Genomic DNA, 19051 nt, shown 5'->3' with positions numbered 1-19051 from the left:
CAGGTGAACGCTGCTCATCGGGTCGGCGGGTACACCCGGTGCAGGAACGAGCGCACGGTCTTCGTCCACGCCTCTGCCTCCTCGATCTGCGGGGAGTGCCCCGATTTCTCGAACACCACCATCTCGGATTCCGGGATGAGATCGGCGATCGTCTGGCTACACGATACTGGCGTGATCCAGTCCGTCCGCCCCACCGTGATGAGTGTCGGCACACCGATCTCCGGCAGCCGCGGCTTGAGATCGTAGTTCGGGAGGTTCACCGAGAAGGCGTAGTTGTGCGCGCGATAGCGATAGGGCGTCGCCTGCACTTTGCGTTCGGTGGCCTCCGGGTCGTAGACGAAGTCGTACAACGGGAGGATCTCGCGCCAGCAGTCCTTCAGGTCCTCGTCGTCGTACACCTGCCCCACGTCGATGCGGTCGAACTTCTCCATGTCGATCGTGACGCGGTCGGAGGCCAAGGCGTTCTCGCGCGCGAGGTGGGCGTTGGAGTTGTCGGGCGACGTGTCGCGCAGCACGATCGCGGCCACGCGCTCCGGATACCGCAGGGCGTATTCCATCGCCATGAACCCACCGTAGGAGCCACCCGCAATCACGATCTTCTCGGCACCGACCCACTCCCGCAGCCCGTCGATGTCCGCAGCCCACTGTTCATGGCTGTAGATCCCCTCGCCCTCGCTCACCCCGCTGCCGCGTGCATCGAACACCACGACGCGGTACTCGTCGGCGAGGCGTCCGAAGCTGGCGCGCGGTTCGGCGCGCGACCCGAGCCCCGGTGCGCCGTGATGGGTGATGATGACCGGCGCACCCTCTGGGCCGAGTACCTCGACGGCCAGGTGGTTTCCGTTGATCTCGACCCATTCGTGGTCACTGGTGGCTGCGGCGAACTCCGGGGACACCGGCGGGGTGGTCGTCATGGTTCTCTGTCTCTCTCTCGAAATCCGGGGCGTCAGAGCGCGATGGTGCAGTCGTCGAGGCTGCGGGGGAAGGAGGTCAACGGCTCGGCACCGGTGTCGGTCACGAGCATGCTGTCGCTGATGCGGTACCCGGCATGCCCCGGTACGTAGATGCCGGGCTCGTTCGAGACGACCATGCCCGCTTCCAACGGCGTGGGATCGCCGTCCTCCAGCCAGGGAGCCTCGTGCATGCCGAGGCCGATTCCGTGCCCCTGGCGGTGGCGGATGAACTCGCCCAGACCCGCATCGCGGATCACGTCGAGGCACAGCCGGTTCGCCTCACGGCATTCGAGCCCGGCGCGGATGGTCTCGCGTCCACGCAACTGGGCCGCATGGATCGTGTCGTGATAACGGCGTTGCTCCGCTGTGGGCTCGCCCAACACGAAGGTGCGCTCGCCTTCGATGAAGCGACCGCCGACTGCGCAGCCCAGCGACAGCATGAACGTGTCGCCGGCTTTGAGGCGGTTGACCGACGGAAGACCGTGCGGGAACGCGGAGTTCGCGCCCGAGTAGACGAGCCCACCGGCGAGCAACGCGGCCACCACCACGTTATGGTGCTCGGCGTACATGATGCCCGTGCCTGCCGCGGTGACGTGACGTTCGAGTTCGGCCTCGGTCGGCAGGTCTCCCCCGGCGCCGACGGCCTCCGTCACCAGCGCCACACCGGCGTCGAGCATCCGATCGGTGATGCGAGCGGCCTCGCGGTGCAGCACGACTTCTTCGGGGAACTTCACGAAGCGGGTGCGGGTGACCAAGTCCGACCCGACGAGGTCAGCACCGGGCATCGCCTCTCGTGCAGCCGCGAGTCGTGAATACGGCATGGTCGAGGTGAACCCCACCCGGCCCCGCGGTGTGACTGCACGGGCCAGCACCTCGAACGGTGCGACGACTCCGGGGAACTCGAAGAACGAGACCAGCTCCGCACGGGAGGACTGGGACTGGGCATACTCGCGCTCGAGCTCCGGCAGCAGCATGACGACCCTGCCCGTCGCTTCGAGCCAGACCGCCACGGGGCGCTCGGACGGATGGTGGAAGAAGCCGGTGAGGTACGCGATGTCCTCCGGGCTGTCGGTGAGGAACGCGTCGAAGCCTTCCTCGGCCATGCGCTCGCGCACGCGTGTCTGCACACGGTCGAAGAACTCGGGTGCGAGTCGCTGGTCGAACTCGGTCATCACAGGCTCCTATCGGGCGAGGTGGCGCGGGTTGCGCGCGTCGTTGTAGGCGATCGAGAGCAGCGTGGCCGAGAGCACCAGGATCAGGATCGCGATCGAGGGGAAGAGCGTCAGCCACCAGGCGCTCACCATGGCACCGGCCTGCTGCGCTTCGTAGAGGATGCGCCCCCAGGACCAGGTGGTCGGATCCCCGAGGCCCAGGAAGGCGAGTCCCGCCGCCGAGAGCACCGCCCGCGACGCCGTCACGACCACCGAGACCACCACCACCGGTGTCACGGCGGGGAGGATGTGCTTCGTGATGATCCAGACCGGCGAGGTGGTCATCAGGCGCGAGGCATCGACGTAGGGCAGCCCGACGACGGTCAGCGCCTGTGAACGCACGAGTCGGGTCACTTCCGGCCACGAGAACGCCGCGACGACGAAGATGATCGTCGACGTGCTCGGCCCCACGAGCGCGGCGATGAGGATCATGAGCGGCAGCACCGGAAGCGAGAGCGTCATGTCGACGATCACGCTGATGACGCTGTCGAGCTTGCGGAAGTAGGCGCCGAGCACGGCGATGATCGTGCCGAAGACGATCGCGATCAGTGAGGCGGCGACTGCGACGAGCACGCTCTGCTGCGTGCCCCAGATCACTTCGGCGAACACGTCGCGCCCGAGGGCGTCGGTGCCGAACCAATGGTCGCCGCTCGGCGGCCGCAGCACGTCGGGGCCGTAGCTGGCCGGATAGGGCGCGATCAGCGGAGCAGCGAGCGCGACGACGACGAGCAGGATCAGAAGGCCGAGTGAGATCATCCCGAGCGGGTCACGGCGGAACGCGCGCCAGGTGTGCGCGCTCGCCCGTTCGCTGCCCGTGGCGGTCGGTTCGCTCGGTGCGAGGGTCTCGGAGGAGGGCATCGGAGCGGTCATGAGGTCTTCACTCTCGGGTCCAGGTAGCCGTAGATGATGTCGGTGATCGTGTTCGCGACCACGACGGTGATGGCGAGCATGAGGAAAGCTCCTTGCAGCACGGGGAAGTCGAGCTGGGTGACCGCCTCGTAGATGCCACGGCCGATACCTGGGTAGGCGAAGACGGTCTCGGTGAGCACCGCGCCCCCGACCAGGAATCCGAGCTGCAGGCCGATCAGCGTGGTCGTGGGAAGCAGCGCATTGCGCAGCGCGTGCTTCCAGAGAATGCGGCTGCCGCGGATGCCGTTCGCCTTGGCCAGGAGGATGTAGTCCTCCCCGAGCGTCTCGATGAGTGTCGACCGCATGGTGAGCACGTACGAGCCGACTTGGATGAGCATGAGTGACACCGCGGGGAGGACGAGGTGCTGCGCGACGCTGAGGTACCAATCGAACCCGTAGGTGTTGTTGGTGTAGGCACCGCCGATCGGGAACCAGCCGAGGTTCAGCCCGAACACGAACAGCAGGAGGATCGCGACACTGGGGACGAACAGCGACTGTCCCGTGACCCCGACGACCTGCACGGCCCTGTCGATGAACCGTCCCTTGTGGGAGGCGGCGGCGACACCGAGCGGCACGCCGATGACGATGGTGAGCACCAAGGCTGTGACGGTCAGGAGCAGCGTCCACGGCAGCCGTTGCATGAGCACATCGGTCACCGGGATCGACTGCGTGAACGAGATTCCGAGGTTGCCCTGCAACAGCTGCCACATGTAGAGCCCGTACTGCACGATCAGGGGCTGATCCAGCCCGTACTGCTCGAGGATGGTCGCCCGGATGTCGTCCGTCATGTTCGGGCTCGCCAGCGCCAGCGCCGGGTCGCCGGGGAGCAGACGCAGGAGCAGGAACGTCACGGTCACGGCGAACCAGATCGTGAGCAGACCTCGACCTGCGCGACGGAGAATGAACGATGCTCGGGACACCCGGGCGACCTTCCTCGAGAGTGCAGTGGCGGTTACTCGACCGGGTACGCGCTCGCGAGCGAGAGCGGGTTCACGATCGAGAGCAGTTCGCTCGGCTTCGAGATGAAGCCGGCCCATTCATCGCTGGCCGCGAAGAACAGATTCTGCGTGTACATGATGTTGTCGTAGACCTGCTCGTGCACGATCTTGTTCGCCTCGCGCATGATCGAGATCTTCTCGTCTTCATCGAAGGTGACCATGCCCTCCTCGATCAGCGCGTTGAGGTCGGGGTCGTCCACGTGGGTGTAGTTGATCGCTCCGCCGGGGAGATACGAGAGCGCGAAGTTCGTCACCGGGTCGTCCATGATGGCGAAGTTGCCCGCATAGATGTCGTAGTCCCCCTCATTGGTCATCGAGAGGTAGGTGTTGCGCTCCGTGCCCTGCAGCTCGATCGTGATGCCGGCCTCCGCCGCACTGTCCTTCACCATCTGCGCCCACTGGCTGGTCACGCTGTCCTGCAGCGAGTAGATCAGCCGGAACGAGAGGGGGAACTTGCCGCTCGCGTCCGCCGTGTAGCCGGCCTTCTCCATGAGGGAGCGTGACTTCTCAGGATCGAACTCGTACTCCTTCACCGAGTCGTCGTAGTACTTCGCGAGCACCGGCATCAGCGCACTCGAACCCGTGGAGACGGCCTGCCCCTGGAGCACAACGGTGCGGATCGCGTCGTAGTCGACCGCGTGGGCGAGCGCCTGGCGCACCTCGGTCTTCGCGAGGTCGGGCTTGTCCATGTTGTAGACCAGGTGGGCGTACCCGAGTCCCGGCGCCTCGATGACCTGCAAGCCGTCGGTGCTGCTGAGCTGTTCGACCTGCGCCGGCGGCAACGCGTTCGCGATCACGTCGATCTCGCCGCTCTGCAGCGCCAGGATCTCGGTGTTCACGTCGGGATACACGCGGTACACGACCTCTGCGGGTCCGGGCACTCCGCCCTCGACGAGCGGATAGTCCTCCACGCGCTCCAGGGTGTAGTGCTGGCCGACCTGGAAGTCGCTCATGATGAAGGGCCCCATGCCGACCCAGCCGCCGTCGCTGCCGTCGTTCGCGAACTCCGCGATCGACCCCTGCGGCTCGAACACGTGCTGCGGAACGACGACACCCCAGAACCCGATCTCCTCGATGATCGACGAGTCCGGCTGGGTGAGCGAGAGCTCGACCCTCGTGTCCGATACGGCGGTCGCCGTGTCGAGGTTGCCCAGCTGTCCGTAGAACGTGCCGGGTGCCTGGTCGCGCTTGACGGCGTTGAGCGTCCACGCGACGTCCTCGGCGGTCAGGGGCTCGCCGTCGCTCCAGGTCAGATCGTCGCGGATCTCGTAGAAGCCTGTGGTGTCATCCACGTAGCCCCAGTCGGTGGCGACATGCGCTTCCTTGGTGCCGTCGTCACTGATGCTCAGCAGATGCGGATACATCAGGTTCGTGATCCACGAGTCCGTGCGGCTGTTGCCGAGGACCGGATTGAAGTTCACGACGTCCGTCGTCGTGCCGATGCTGATCGTCTCCTCGCTGGGGCCGGAGGAGCCGGACGACTCCCCCGGCTCCGGCGCAGACGGGGCGCACGCGGCGAGACCGACGGCGAGAGCCGCGGCCGCACCGAGGGCGAGGAACTTGCTGTACTTCATCAGACCCAGACCTCCTCGAGTACGCGCAGGGTGTTCCCACCGACGACGGCGCGAATCTCGTCGTCGGAGTAGTCGTGCTTCACGAGCCAGCCGATGATGTTGTAGAAGGCCTCGGCCGGGTTCTCGATGCCGTCGACGTACGGCTGCTTCTCGTAGTCGACGTTGGCGTGCGCCTGTCCGAGCGACAGGTTCGACGAGAACGCGTCGTGCAGGCCCACGTGATCGCCGAACAGCGTGTCGGGACCGAAGCTGACGTGCTCGAGGCCCACCAGGTCGACGCAGTACTGGAAGTGATCCATGACCGACTCCAGCGAGTGCCGCGGGTGCTGGGGCGAGATCGTCGTGTGCGGGGCCGCCTCGATACCGATCACGCCGCCGCGCTTCGCGCACTCGATGATCGTCTCATCGGTCTTCATGCGGTTCGTCGGCCACAGCCCGCGCGCACCGGCATGTGTGATGAACACCGGCTTGGTGGAGTGGGCGATCACGTCGAGGCACGTCTGGTCTCCGGAGTGGGAGATGTCGATCGCGATGCCGAGCTTGTTCATCCGCTCGACGGCGCGCTCGCCGAAGTACGTCAGACCGCCGTCGCCGCGCTCCTTGAGCCCACCGCCGAGCATGTTCGCCTCGGAATAGGCGATACCCATCTGACGCACGCCGAAGCCGTAGAGGACGTCGAGGCGGTCGACCTCGTTCTCGATCATCGTCGAGGCCTCGAGAGCAAAGATGTGTGCGACACGGCCGGTCTCTGCGGCGTGGCGGATGTCCGTGATCGACTCGGCCTTGATCACGAAGTCCTGGTGCGCGAGGTCGGCCATGCGCACACCGAGGTCGAACAGCACGTCCTGGTACTTCCATCCGGCGTCACTGGAGATGCAGCAGGTGCCGTCCATGCCGTTGTCGAACACGGCCGTGAGACCCGAGCGGGCCAGGCCTTGGTAGGCGGTGGGTTCGCGGCCCTGGCGGATGTGGTCGCGCAGCTCGCCCATGTCCTCGGGGAACACCTGCACATGCTCGTGCAGGGAGATCACGGTCTCCTCGCGGAGCAGACGCTCGGTGCGTTCCTGCTGGGCGTCGCTCAGCCCGAGGTCATACGCCGGCACTCGGCCGATCTGCGGGGCGTAGCGGAACTCGCGGTAGTCCTTGCCGGCTTCGAGATAGTCGTACGCGGTGTAGCCGGTATACCGGCCAGCTTGTTCGAGCACGAATGCGCTCCTTCGGTTCGATGATGCGGGTGCCACTCCCGATCGACGAGCGGGAGATTCCTCGAATCTGGAGGAATTCGGCACAGAAGTCAACCCTGGTGATTATCTTCGGCTGAAATGTTTCCTGTTCGAAACATTTCAGAGCCAGGATGCTGGCATGATGGCATCCATGGAGAACACATCCGCCCCCCAGAACGCCGTGGTCCTGGACGTGAAGGGACTCACCGTCACCCTCACCGGCGAGGGACGCCGGCACCGCGTGGTCGACGACATCGATCTCGTCGTGCGACGCGGCGAGGTGTTCGCGCTGCTCGGTGAATCAGGCTCGGGCAAGTCGATGACCGCACGCGCGATCATGGGACTCCTCGACGACGGAGACGTCGAGGCATCGACCATGTCGCTGAGCGGAACCGACCTCCTCTCCCTCTCCGCCGAGCAGCATCGACGCCTGCGTGGCGTGCGCGTCAGCCTGGTCATGCAGGATGCCCTTTCCGCTTTGAACCCGGTCCTCAGCATCGGCGACCAGATCATCGACCTCATCCGCGCTCATCGCAGCATCGGCCGCCGCGCTGCCGAAGCACGCGCGGTCGAGCTGCTGACCCTCGTCGGTATCCCCACCCCCGACAAGCGCGTGCACGACTATCCGCACCAGTTCTCCGGCGGTCAGCGCCAGCGCATCCTGATCGCCATGGCGATCGCACTGGATCCTGATCTCATCATCGCGGATGAACCGACGACCGCGCTCGATGTGACGGTGCAGGCGCAGATCCTCGACCTGCTGCTCTCCTTGCGCGAGCGGCTGGGGATGGGCATCCTGCTCATCACGCACGATCTCGGTGTGGTGATGGAGGTCGCCGATCAGGTCGCGGTCATGCGCACGGGACGCATCGTGGAGTCAGGGTCCGCCGATGAGGTGCTGACGAAGCCGCAGCATCCGTACACGGTGCAGTTGCTGAACTCGATGCCGCGGGATGTGAGCGCCGCCGCAGAAGACGACGGTGGCGCCCCCATCCTCGAAGGACTCGGCCTGGAGCGCACGTTCCGCTCGGGCAGTGGTCGCCGCGCGCATCGCGTCGCCGCGGTCGCCGGTGTCGACCTCGAGCTCCGACACGGCGAGATCCTGGCGGTCGTCGGCGAATCAGGCAGTGGCAAGTCCACACTGGCGCGCATGCTCGTGGGTCTGGATTCCCCCGACGCGGGCACCCTGCGCTACCGCGATCAGGACGTGACCAAGGGACGACTGCGCGACCGGAAGATCCTGCGACGCGGAGTGCAGATGGTGTTCCAGGACCCGTACCTGTCGCTGAATCCACGGATGACCGTGCAGCAGATCATCGCGGAACCACTCGCCGCCACTCATACCGGGACACCGGCGACCCGACGTGCACGTGTCGCAGAGCTGCTCGAACTCGTGGGCCTGACTCCGGAGATGGGCTCGCGATTCCCCCACCAGTTCTCGGGCGGTCAACGTCAGCGGATCGGTATCGCGAGGGCGCTCGCCCTCGACCCCGACGTCCTGGTGTGCGACGAACCGGTGTCTGCGCTGGATGTCTCGATCCGCGCGCAGATCATCGACCTGCTGTGCGACCTGCGTGAACGGCTGGGCATGTCGATCGTCTTCATCGCACACGACCTCTCGCTCGTGCGTCATATCGCCGATCGCGTCGCGGTGATGTACCTGGGCAACCTGGTCGAGATCGGAGACACGGAAGAGGTCTACCGTCGTCCCGAGCACCCGTACACGCGGTCGCTCCTTTCGGCGATCCCCCCGCAGACGCGCGCCGATCGCGGCATGCTCGCCCGCCGCACACGGCTGACGGCCTGACCCCGACCCGGCGCCGGGTCAGCGGCTCGGTCGCACCGTGAGGTCGGTGATCTCCGCGTCGCGCGGGAGGTCGAGTGCGGTCAGGATCGTCGTGGCGACGGACTCCGGCGTGATGAAACGCTCGGCGTCGTAGTCCTGCCCCTCCTGCTGATGCACGCGCTCCTGCATCGGGGTGGCAGTGCGCCCCGGGTAGATCGACGTGACGCGAACGCCGTGCTGCGCCTCTTCGGCCCGCAGCGCATCAGCGAGAGCGCGGAGCCCGTGCTTCGACGCCGCATAGGCGGACCAGCCGGCGTGGGCGCGGAGTCCCGCACCGGAGTTCACGAACACGATCTGTCCCTGCGACACACGGAGGACCGGAAGCAGGAGACGTGTGAGCTCGGCGGGCGCGACGAGGTTCACCGCGAGCTGCTGCTCCCAGAGCGCGGGCGGCAGGTCGGCCACCGCGCCGAGATCGACGACTCCCGCGACATGGATCAGTGAATCGATGCGATCCGGGAGCTGCTTCGAGAGCGCCCACGACAGACGGCCCGGTTGCGCGAGGTCGCCGACGAGCACACGAACGCCCGGTAGCGCCTCCGCGACCTCCCGGGCACGCCCGGCGTCGCGCACGAGGGCGACCACGTCATCCCCGCGATCCCGAAGACGACGGGCGAGGACCGCTCCGATGCCGGACCCTGCACCGGTGATGAGGTGCGTGGGCATGTCAGCTGGCGTCTGCGGCGGGCTCGACCACGTCGATCGGAACGACGGGGCAATCCTTCCAGAGACGCTCGAGGCCGTAGTACACGCGCTCTTCCTGGTGGAAGACGTGCACGATCAGGTCTCCGAAGTCCAGCAGGACCCATCGGGCCTCCGCACGACCCTCGCGACGGACACGCTTGTGCCCCGACTCGATCAGACGATCTTCGATCTCATCGGCGATAGCGGCGACGTTTCGCTCACTGTTCCCGGTGACGAGAAGGAAGATGTCGACGAGCGGGAGGGGCTCGGAGACGTTGAGCGCGACGAGGTCCTCACCGCCCTTGTCGACGGCGGCTTGTGCTGCGAGGCGCAGCATCTCTTCGGCAGTTTCAGGTGATTGCATCAAATCAATTTCGTGGTGAAGGCGATGACGAGAACGACGCCGATCGCGAGGGCGAGGCCGCCGGCGATGATGGCGAGGGTCACCATCAGTCGGTTCCCCTTCTCGGGGGCAGGAGGTCGGATGACCTCACCCGCGGGCTTGATGGTACTGATCGCCGAACTCGCGGCGATCGGTGTGGGCGAGGACGCCGGCGGGAGCTCCCCGTCGATGAGGACCGCGTCGATGTCCTTGCCATCGGTCGTTCCGAGTGCATGTCCTTGCGAGCCCATGCCCTGCGGGAGCTCATAAGACCCGGTGACCAGGATCTCGCCCGTGGACGCGACGGGCCCCGAGAGCGAGCCCTCCCCCGGCGACGGGGTGAAGATCAGAGCGTTCGGAGCGGAGTGCTGCGAACCGGTGGAGTCGCCGACGGCGAGCAGTTCGTCGAACGACGGACGGAACGGCGCATGTGCATCGGAGGCATCCGCAAGGATTCCCTCGCCGAACGCGGAGTTGACCGTGGGACGCTCCTCGATGGGTTCGTCGTCAGCACCCACATCGGCCAAGACATCCTCATCGGCTGCCTGCTCGTCGCTGTCGGTCGTGAGACCGAGAACGGCCTCGACGTCGTCGCTCACGGACTGTTCGGCCGGTTCTTCCGTGGCTTCGGCTTCGGCTTCGAGGGGGACGTCGCCCACAGCATCCGCCGCGACGGACGCACTGACCGGCGCCACGGCGACCTCGTCGTCCACATCATCGTCGTCGGCGTCGCCGGGCTCTTCGTTCACGGAGATGAAGGTCGGGATCCCCGAGACGATCTCCGCCGGCTCGTCCGCACCGGACGTCGTCTCAGACGGCTCTTCGACTTCGGCCTCTTCCGTGACCTCCGCCTCGACGACGGGTACCGACGCGGTCCGGACCTTCTCGAGCTCACGCGCTTGGCGTCGGGTCAGCGGGGCTTCACCGCGCTTCGACTCGACGCTGCCGCCTTCGTCGGCGTCGGGGGCCGACCGCGGTGCCGCGTCCGGTTCCGCCGCGGCGGACTCTTCGACCTCTGCGGGTGCGACGACAGGCGGCAGCGGCGGCGCGGGCGGTGCCGCTTCGGCCGCCGCAGCGGCGTCCTCCGAGGAGATCACCGGGGTGGAACCCGTCAACCGGATCTCTCGCAACTGCTTGCGCGTCAGCGGACCCTGCCCCTGCTGATCCGATGTACTCATGCCTTGCTCCGATACAGATGATGCTTCGCGATGTACTGTACGACCCCATCAGGGACCAGATACCAGACCGGCTGATCGTCGCGAACGCGTTCACGGCAGTCCGTCGACGAGATCGACAGCGCCGGCACTTCCAGTTGGCTGACGTTGTCGCTCGGGAGGCCGTCTGTGCTCAGGACATGTCCTGGCCGAGAGACCGCGACGAAGTGGGCCAACTCCCACAACTCATCATGGTCCCTCCAACTGAGAATTTGCGCCACGGCATCCGCGCCGGTGATGAAGAAGAGCTCCGCATCCGGCCGATCCTTCTTCAGGTCACGCAGCGTGTCGATCGTGTAGGTCGGGCCCTCGCGGTCGACATCGACCCTGCTCACGGTGAACTGCGGGTTCGAAGCGGTGGCGATCACGGTCATCAGGTAGCGGTGTTCGCTCGGCGAGACGCCCGACTTCTGCCACGGGTGCCCGGTGGGGACGAAGACGACCTCATCGAGGCCGAAGGAGTTCGCGACCTCGCTCGCTGCGACCAGGTGGCCGTGATGGATGGGGTCGAACGTACCGCCCATCACGCCGATGCGCGGGGTGCGCGGGGTCGCAGCGTCGCTCATGGGGGCCTAGTGGCCGTGTCCCGCCTCGTGGCCGTCCTTGCCGTGCTTCGCCGCCCAGGCCTCCGCCTTCGCCGAGTGGCGGTTGGCGACGTTCTTGTAAGACAGGGTCACCAGCGCGAGGAAGGCGAACACGATCGCGGCGATGACTCCGAAGATCACCGTTTCGAGCGCGACGTTGCCGTGGTGCTCGGTTTCGGCAGCGGCCATCGCGATCTGTGCGACGAGGTTCATCCTGACTCCGTTTCGTGGCGTGCTGTTCGGGATCCTGTGAGGTACAGCGTCTCCCAGTCTAGCGCTCAGCCGCGGGTCTGCCCCGATCCACGCGCAAGCCATTTCGTGCTGGTCAGTTCGGCGAGGCCCATCGGCCCCCGCGCATGCAGCTTCTGGGTCGAGATGCCGACTTCCGCGCCGAAACCGAACTCGCCGCCATCGGTGAAACGGGTGGAGGCATTCACCATCACGACAGCGGAGTCCACCTCAGCGAGGAAGCGCTCCGCGTTGCGTGAGTCCGTCGTGATGATGGACTCGGTGTGACCTGTGCTGTACCGACGGATGTGGTCGAGTGCCTCGTCGAGCGAGTCCACCACCTTCATCGCGATATCGAGGCTCAGGTACTCGGTGGCCCAGTCCTCCTCCGTGGCGGGGATCACGTTCGACATGAGACCCGCCACCACGTCGTCACCGTGGATCGCGACACCCTCACTCTGCAGGGCGCTGGCCACCAGCGGCACGAGCCGCGGTGCCGCCTGTCGATGCACGAGCACCGTCTCCACCGCGTTGCACACGCTCGGCCGCTGCACCTTGGCGTTCACGACGATGTCGCGCGCCCACTCGTCGGGGGCGGTCTCGTCGAGCACGATGTGCACGTTCCCCGCTCCCGTCTCGATGACCGGAACGGTGGACTCCGTCACGACCGCCTCGATCAGGCCGGCGCTCCCCCGCGGGATCAGGACGTCGATGAACCCACGACCGTGCATCAGGGCCTTCGCGCCGTCGCGCCCGAAGTCGTCGACGGTCTGGATCGCCTCCGCCGTGAGCCCTGCCCGCTCGATCGCTCCGCGCATGACCTCGACGAGCACCGTGTTGGACTCGCGTGCAGCACTGCCACCTCGCAGCACCACGGCGTTCCCGGAGCGGAGTGCGAGCGCGGCGATGTCGACGGTCACGTTGGGACGCGCCTCATAGATCGCGCCGACCACCCCGAACGGCACCCGCACCTGTTCGAGGGCCACCCCGTTGGGCATCCGGTGCCCGCCCACCACACGGCCGACCGGGTCGGGCAGCGAGGCGACCTCGCGCACGGCCGCGGCCAGCGCGGCGACGCGCTTCTCATCGAGGCGCAGACGATCGATCAATGACTCCCCGATACCGTCCGCACGGCCACGTTCGATGTCGCGACCGTTCGCTTCGATGATGCGCGGCGCAGCTTCCTGGAGCGCGACGGCGATCGCTTCGAGCACCCGGGCCTTGTCGTCGCTCGTGACGGCTGCGGTGGCTCGGGAGGCCTCTTTGGCGCGCTCCAGGCGCACCTGCGGGGTCTGGTCGGTCATCCGCCCAGTTTAGGAGGTGGCGGGTTCGAACCAGGTTCCTATTTCCGCACCGGAGAGTGCCTGATCCACCAGGTCGGCGCTGGTGACGAGGACGCCGATACCCGAGGCCGCGGCGAGGCGCGCTGCCGAGACCTTGGTGGCGGCGCCGCCGGTGCCGACGCTGTTGACCACGGTCGATCCGAATTCCAGTCCGGTGAGGTCAGCGTCAGGCGCGACGATGTCGATCGGCTCGGCGTCGGGGTCCGTCGGAGGCTTCGTGTACAGCGACTCGATGTCGCTGAGCAGGATGAGCGCGTCCGCCTCGATCAACTGGGCGACCAGGGCGCCGAGGCGGTCGTTGTCTCCGAACCGGATCTCCTGTGTGGCGACGGTGTCGTTCTCGTTCACGATCGGGAGGGTGCGCAGTCCGAGCAGACGCTCCATCGCACGTCGCGCATTGGAGCGCGAGGTGGGGTTCTCGAGGTCACCGGTCGTCAGGAGCACTTGTCCCGCGACGATGTCGAACGGGCGCAGCGATTCCTGATACCGATACAGGAGGATGTTCTGCCCCACGGCCGCCGCAGCCTGCTGCGTCGCGAGGTCGGTCGGACGCGCATCCAGCCGGAGGAACGGGATCCCGGACGCGATCGCCCCGGACGACACCAGCACGACCTCGGCACCGCGCGCATGGGCAGCGGCCAATGCCTCGACGATGACGGGGATCCGCCACGACGAATCACCGCTGATCGACGACGAGCCGACTTTGACGACGATGCGGGACGCGGTCGCGAGATCCGCGCGGGTTCGTGCGGTCACTCGCCGTCCTCGCGGTATGCGGCGAGACGCTGCGCTTCCACCTCGGCACGCGCTTCCGCCTTGGCGTCCATGCGCTCGTAGTACTGCTCGCGGCGCTCCGACGTCGTGCGACGAGCGTTGGGGGCGAGGCGAGGGTCTGTTCCACGGGGAGCACTCATCAGTTCCGCGGCAGAGGACATGGTGGGCTCCCAGTCGAAGACGATGCTGTCGCCCTCGCCGATCACCACGGTCGAGCCCTGGACCGCGCCGAGGCGGAAGAGCTCATCCTCGACACCGAGCTTCTCCAGGCGGTCGGCGAGGTATCCCACGGCCTCCTCGTTCTGGAAGTCGGTCTGCTGCACCCACCGCACCGGCTTCTCCCCCAGGATGCGGTACACGTTGCCGTACGTGCCACCCTCGACACGGATGGAGAAGTCCTTCTTGGAGCCGCGCGGGCGGATGACCACGCGCTCCGGCGGCGTCTCGACCGCCGCTTCTGCGCGGTGCTTCTCGACGAGCTCACCCAGTGCGAAGGTGAGCGGACGCAGTCCCTCGTGCGAGACCGTGGAGATCTCGAACACCCGGAACCCGCGGGCCTCGAGGTCGGGACGCACCAGCTCAGCGAGATCGCGGGCTTCGGGGACGTCGACCTTGTTCAGCGCGACGAACTGCGGCCGCTCGAGCAGAGGGGTCTGCCCTTCGGGAACTTCGTAGGCACCGAGCTCGGCGAGGATGACGTCGAGATCCGAGATCGGGTCGCGTCCAGGCTCCAGCGTGGCGCAGTCGAGCACGTGCAGCAGTGCGGAGCACCGCTCGACGTGACGGAGGAACTCGAGACCGAGTCCGCGCCCCTCGCTCGCACCCTCGATGAGACCGGGCACGTCGGCGACCGTGTAGCGGAAGTCGCCGACCTGGACGACTCCGAGGTTCGGGTGGAGCGTCGTGAACGGGTATTCGGCGATCTTCGGGCGGGCCGCGGAGATGGCACCGATCAGGCTCGACTTGCCCGCGGACGGGTACCCGACGAGAGCGATGTCGGCGACCGTCTTCAGCTCGAGGACGACGTCGCCCTCGTAGCCGGGAGTGCCGAGCAGGGCGAAACCGGGAGCCTTGCGCTTCGGGGTGGCCAGCGCAGCGTTGCCGAGTCCGCCCATTCCCCCCTTGGCGACCACGAAACGCTCGCCGGGGATGATCATGTCGATCAGGACGTCACCTGCGGTGTTCTTCACCACGGTGCCGACCGGGACGGGGAGCTCGAGCGTCTCGCCCAGGAAACCGGATCGGTGATCGCCCATACCGGGGCCGCCGTTGCCGGAGGAGCGGTGCGGCGAGTGGTGGTAGGAGAGCAGCGTGCCGGTCTGCGGGTCGGCCACGAGGACGACGTCACCGCCGTCACCGCCGTTGCCGCCATCCGGGCCGCCCAGCGGCTTGAACTTCTCGCGGTGCACGGAGACGCAGCCGTTGCCGCCCTTACCCGCACGAAGGTGCAGTGTGACGGTATCGACGAACGTGACCATGTCCTGGTTCCCCTGAGTTCCTGTGTTGTTTCGGTGTGCAGATACACGGACGGGGCGAGCCGAAGCCCGCCCCGAACCGGATGACTAGTGTCGCGCTGAGATCACTCAGCTGCAGCGACGATGTTGACGACCTTGCGGCCGCCCTTCGCGCCGAACTCGACCGCGCCTGCGGCCAGAGCGAACAGCGTGTCGTCGCCACCACGGCCGACGTTGACGCCGGGGTGGAAGTGCGTGCCGCGCTGACGGACGATGATCTCGCCGGCGAGAACCTGCTGACCGCCGAAGCGCTTCACGCCGAGGCGCTGAGCGTTGGAGTCACGACCGTTACGGGTTGAGCTTGCGCCCTTTTTATGTGCCATGTCCTAGTCCCCTCGGGCTTACTTGATGCCGGTGATCTTGACGCGCGTGAGCTCCTGGCGGTGGCCCTGACGCTTCTTGTAGCCGGTCTTGTTCTTGTACTTCTGGATGATGATCTTCGGGCCGCGGAGGTTGCCGATGACCTCAGCCGTGACCTTGACCTTCGCCAGCGAGTCAGCGTCGGTGGTCACCGTGGCGCCGTCGACGAGCAGCACAGCGGCCAGCTCGATCTTCTCGCCCTGGGCAGCCTTGACACGGTCGAGCTGAACGATCGTGCCGACCTCGACCTTCTCCTGCCGCCCACCGGCGCGCACTACTGCGTAAACCACTTCATACCTTGTTTCGTTGGGGAGCACTTCGGCTCCGAGAATGTCACGGGAAGACTGTTGCTTGCATGCGTCGCAGGACGACGGGCGCGAACGCAAGGCTCTCCGCCTCAACCGACGAGGAAGACGCGGCATACGCACCAAGGGACTACTTTACCGGATGCGGGTCGGTGTCGCAAAGCCACGCCGACTCCGGCGGTTCTCGCTCGCGTTCAGCGTCCCGACCCGACGGCACGGTCGTAGGCTGACCAGGTGACCGTGCTCGTCGACGCCCCCCTCTGGCCCGCTCACGGACGCCTGTGGGCGCATCTGGTGAGCGATGAGAGCCTCGATGAGCTGCACGACTTCGCGAGGGCGCACGACGTCCCCGCGCGCGCCTTCGACCTCGACCACTACGACGTGCCGCAGGAGATGATCCCCCGACTCGTCGCCGCCGGTGCCCAGCAGGTGCAGGGCAAGGAGCTGGTGCGCCGGCTGATCGCGTCAGGACTCCGAGTCCGCGCCCGCGACCGGCGCTGACGGCTCGGAGTTCACCGACACCGGGGTGCCGGTCAGCGCCGCCGTGCTCACCCGACGGCGTCCTCGACCCTGTCCCGGAGCCTTCGGCTCGGGAAGCGCGTCGAGCACCGAATCGAGAAGCTCTTCCGCAGGGCTCTTGGGCCCCTTGCGATCCCCGCCGCGCTTCTTGCGTGCCTTCTTGGGGCGCTCCGCCGCCGCAGGTGCCTCGTCCGCTGCGACCGGCGCCGGCGTCTCCGCCGTCCCGTCCGCGGCGGGAGCGATGGTCGACGCCGCGATCTGAGCCAGCGCGGACTTCGCGCCCTCGGTGATGCTGTGGGTGACGTGCGGGGCCGCCGGAGCACTCTGGCTCTGACCGTTCCCGCCGTTGCCGCCGCGCTGGCGACGACCGCCCTGACCGTTTCCGTTGCTGCCGCCGTTGCTGTTGCCCGAGCGGTGCTTCACGACCGGATCATGATGCACGATGACGCCGCGGCCGGCGCAGACCTCGCACGCCTCGCTGAAGGTCTCGAGCAGGCCCAGACCGAGCTTCTTGCGGGTCATCTGCACCAGACCGAGCGAGGTCACCTCGGCGACCTGGTGCTTCGTCCGGTCACGGCTCAGGCACTCGATCAGACGACGGAGCACGAGGTCACGGTTGGATTCCAGCACCATGTCGATGAAGTCGACCACGATGATGCCGCCGATGTCGCGCAGCCGCAGCTGGCGGACGATCTCCTCGGCCGCCTCGAGGTTGTTCTTGGTGACCGTCTCCTCGAGATTTCCCCCCGAGCCGACGAACTTGCCGGTGTTGACGTCGACGACCGTCATGGCCTCGGTCCGGTCGATCACGAGCGACCCACCCGAGGGCAGCCAGACCTTACGGTCGAGGGCCTTCTCGATCTGCTCCGTGATGCGGAAGGCATCGAACGGGTCCGTCTCGTCTTCGTACGCCTCGACCCGCTCGAGCAGATCGGGGGCGACGCTCTCCAGGTAGGCGCGGATCGTCTGCTGCGCGTCCTCCCCCTGGATCAGCATCTTCGTGAAGTCCTCGTTGAAGACGTCACGCACGATCTTGACGAGCAGGTCCGGCTCGGCGTGCAGGAGCGCAGGCGCCTGCTGGCTCTCGACCTGCTTCTGGATGTGCTCCCACTGCGAGGTGAGACGCTGCACGTCGCGCGTGAGCTGGTCTTCGGTCGCTCCTTCGGCCGCGGTGCGGACGATCACGCCGGAGGACTCGGGGAGGACCTCCTTGAGGATGCGCTTGAGGCGCGCCCTCTCGTTGTCGGGGAGCTTCCGGCTGATGCCGTTCATCGACCCGCCGGGGACGTAAACGAGGTAGCGGCCGGGGAGGGAGATCTGGCTCGTCAGGCGCGCGCCCTTGTGTCCGACCGGATCCTTCGTGACCTGCACGAGCACACGGTCACCCGGCTTCAGCGCGAGCTCGATGCGCCGCGGCTGATTGCCCGTCTCGACGCCGTCCCAGTCGACCTCACCCGAGTAGAGCACGGCGTTGCGACCACGACCGATATCGACGAATGCAGCCTCCATGCTCGGGAGCACGTTCTGGACACGACCCAGGTACACATTGCCGATCAGCGACGCATCCTGGTTGCGGGCGACGTAGTGCTCGACGAGGACGCCGTCTTCCAGCACACCGATCTGCGTGCGACCGTTCTTGGAGCGCACGACCATCTTGCGGTCGACGGACTCGCGGCGCGCGAGGAATTCGGCCTCGGTCACGACCGGACGACGACGGCCGGCGTCGCGCCCATCGCGGCGGCGCTGCTTCTTCGCCTCGAGACGGGTCGAACCCTTGATGGCCTTCGGCTCCGTGATGTACTCGACGACACGCTGACGCTGGCGCGGCTCGTCGCGCTGGTCATCCCCGTCAGAGCCCCCGCGACGGCGACGTCCGCGACCGCGCGGCGCGGACTCGTCTTGCGGCTGATCGCGGTCGGCGATGCGGTCGAAGACGCGCTCGCGACCGGGACGCGCCGGCAGCGGCACGATCTCGGGAGCGTAGAAGTGCAGCTGGGTGGAGACCTGCGAGACGAAGACCTCGGGAAGCAGGCCCAGCGACACAGCGGTCACCGGAGCCGACGCCTCGGGAGCAGCGGCTTCGGGCGCAGCAGTCTCGGCGTCAGCAGCCTCGGGAGCAGCAGTCTCGGCGGCAGCAGCGGGCGCTTCCTCGACAGGGGCTTCGTCCGTCGAGGGCTTCTCCTCCGCCGGCTGCGTCTTCGCAACCTGCTCGTCCGCAGCGGCCTCGGCCACGGCGCTCTCGCCAGCGTCGGAGGAGCTCTCGGAGTCAGTGCTCTCGGAGTCGGTGCTCTCGGAGTCAGTGCCCTCACGTGCCTCGTCGTGATCGGCGGCGTCACGCGCGACCGCATCCGCCGCGTCATCGGCGGCGGCCGCGGCGTCCTCGGCGGCGGCGTACCCTGCGGCGACATCGTCCGCGGCAGCGTCCGCGGC

Annotated in this window: 19 protein-coding genes; 2 read left to right on the top strand and 17 right to left on the bottom strand. The window is 67.1% G+C overall.

Features of this window, described 5'->3' with window-relative positions; translation table 11 throughout:
• Positions 1-14: 14 nt before the first annotated feature.
• Genes L978_RS02315 through L978_RS02290 form a run of 6 tightly spaced genes read right to left on the bottom strand, consistent with a single transcriptional unit; the run spans position 15 to position 6850 of the window.
• A complete protein-coding gene (locus L978_RS02315) occupies positions 15-914 on the bottom strand; it encodes an alpha/beta fold hydrolase (RefSeq protein ID WP_047519892.1) in 900 nt (299 codons plus the stop codon).
• A 32-nt stretch (positions 915-946) separates the two neighbouring features.
• Positions 947-2125, bottom strand: coding sequence for a M24 family metallopeptidase (locus L978_RS02310; protein ID WP_047519890.1), 1179 nt, complete (start codon positions 2123-2125; stop codon positions 947-949).
• A 9-nt stretch (positions 2126-2134) separates the two neighbouring features.
• Complete coding sequence (locus tag L978_RS02305; RefSeq protein ID WP_231554951.1) at positions 2135-3034, bottom strand: ABC transporter permease; 900 nt, start codon at positions 3032-3034, stop codon at positions 2135-2137.
• Positions 3031-3993, bottom strand: a complete 963-nt coding sequence (locus L978_RS02300; RefSeq protein ID WP_047519888.1) for an ABC transporter permease — start codon at positions 3991-3993, stop codon at positions 3031-3033. The genes L978_RS02305 and L978_RS02300 overlap by 4 nt, the downstream gene beginning before the upstream one ends.
• Before the next feature lie 32 nt (positions 3994-4025).
• A complete protein-coding gene (locus L978_RS02295) occupies positions 4026-5645 on the bottom strand; it encodes an ABC transporter substrate-binding protein (RefSeq protein WP_047519886.1) in 1620 nt (539 codons plus the stop codon).
• Positions 5645-6850 (bottom strand): dipeptidase, encoded by a 1206-nt coding sequence (locus tag L978_RS02290; protein ID WP_047519884.1) that lies wholly within the window; start codon positions 6848-6850, stop codon positions 5645-5647. The genes L978_RS02295 and L978_RS02290 overlap by 1 nt, the downstream gene beginning before the upstream one ends.
• A gap of 157 nt (positions 6851-7007) precedes the next feature.
• On the opposite strand from L978_RS02290, the gene L978_RS02285 reads away from it, so the two are divergent.
• Entirely contained in the window at positions 7008-8675 is a 1668-nt protein-coding gene (locus L978_RS02285) for a dipeptide ABC transporter ATP-binding protein (protein WP_156118208.1), read from the top strand.
• A gap of 18 nt (positions 8676-8693) precedes the next feature.
• On the opposite strand, the gene L978_RS02280 is transcribed toward L978_RS02285, so the two are convergent.
• The 10 genes from L978_RS02280 to rplU form a co-directional block, all read right to left on the bottom strand.
• Positions 8694-9380, bottom strand: a complete 687-nt coding sequence (locus L978_RS02280; RefSeq protein WP_047519882.1) for an SDR family oxidoreductase — start codon at positions 9378-9380, stop codon at positions 8694-8696.
• 1 nt (position 9381) lies between these two features.
• Entirely contained in the window at positions 9382-9762 is a 381-nt protein-coding gene (gene rsfS, locus L978_RS02275; RefSeq protein WP_047519881.1) for a ribosome silencing factor, read from the bottom strand.
• Positions 9762-10958 carry a hypothetical protein gene (locus L978_RS02270; protein ID WP_047519879.1) on the bottom strand — a complete coding sequence of 399 codons (1197 nt, stop codon included), beginning with the start codon at positions 10956-10958 and terminating at the stop codon, positions 9762-9764. Before L978_RS02270 ends, rsfS begins: the two co-directional genes overlap by 1 nt.
• Positions 10955-11560: a nicotinate-nucleotide adenylyltransferase gene (nadD, locus tag L978_RS02265; protein ID WP_047519877.1), complete on the bottom strand. Its 606-nt coding sequence runs from the start codon at positions 11558-11560 to the stop codon at positions 10955-10957. The genes L978_RS02270 and nadD overlap by 4 nt, the downstream gene beginning before the upstream one ends.
• A 6-nt stretch (positions 11561-11566) precedes the next feature.
• Positions 11567-11791, bottom strand: a complete 225-nt coding sequence (locus tag L978_RS02260) for a hypothetical protein (protein ID WP_047519875.1) — start codon at positions 11789-11791, stop codon at positions 11567-11569.
• Positions 11792-11856: 65 nt separating this feature from the next.
• Entirely contained in the window at positions 11857-13110 is a 1254-nt protein-coding gene (locus tag L978_RS02255) for a glutamate-5-semialdehyde dehydrogenase (RefSeq protein WP_047519873.1), read from the bottom strand.
• A 9-nt stretch (positions 13111-13119) separates the two neighbouring features.
• Positions 13120-13905, bottom strand: a complete 786-nt coding sequence (gene proB / locus L978_RS02250; RefSeq protein WP_047519871.1) for a glutamate 5-kinase — start codon at positions 13903-13905, stop codon at positions 13120-13122.
• Positions 13902-15401: a GTPase ObgE gene (obgE, locus tag L978_RS02245; protein ID WP_047519869.1), complete on the bottom strand. Its 1500-nt coding sequence runs from the start codon at positions 15399-15401 to the stop codon at positions 13902-13904. Before obgE ends, proB begins: the two co-directional genes overlap by 4 nt.
• Before the next feature lie 101 nt (positions 15402-15502).
• Positions 15503-15760, bottom strand: a complete 258-nt coding sequence (gene rpmA / locus L978_RS02240; RefSeq protein ID WP_017202370.1) for a 50S ribosomal protein L27 — start codon at positions 15758-15760, stop codon at positions 15503-15505.
• Between the two features lie 18 nt (positions 15761-15778).
• Positions 15779-16087: a 50S ribosomal protein L21 gene (gene rplU, locus L978_RS02235; RefSeq protein WP_028501602.1), complete on the bottom strand. Its 309-nt coding sequence runs from the start codon at positions 16085-16087 to the stop codon at positions 15779-15781.
• Between the two features lie 249 nt (positions 16088-16336).
• On the opposite strand from rplU, the gene L978_RS02230 reads away from it, so the two are divergent.
• Positions 16337-16603, top strand: a complete 267-nt coding sequence (locus L978_RS02230; RefSeq protein ID WP_047519866.1) for a DUF4031 domain-containing protein — start codon at positions 16337-16339, stop codon at positions 16601-16603.
• Here the strand turns inward: L978_RS02230 and L978_RS02225 are convergent.
• Complete coding sequence (locus L978_RS02225) at positions 16568-18853, bottom strand: Rne/Rng family ribonuclease (RefSeq protein ID WP_442921784.1); 2286 nt, start codon at positions 18851-18853, stop codon at positions 16568-16570. The genes L978_RS02230 and L978_RS02225 overlap by 36 nt on opposite strands.
• Positions 18854-19051: the final 198 nt, after the last annotated feature.

The sequence above is a fragment of the Microbacterium sp. ZOR0019 genome (assembly GCF_000800925.1).
GTDB classification, from domain to species: Bacteria; Actinomycetota; Actinomycetes; order Actinomycetales; family Microbacteriaceae; genus Microbacterium; species Microbacterium aurugineum.
Note: the sequence above shows the minus strand (reverse complement) of the source record. Positions and strands in the feature narration are given on the sequence as shown.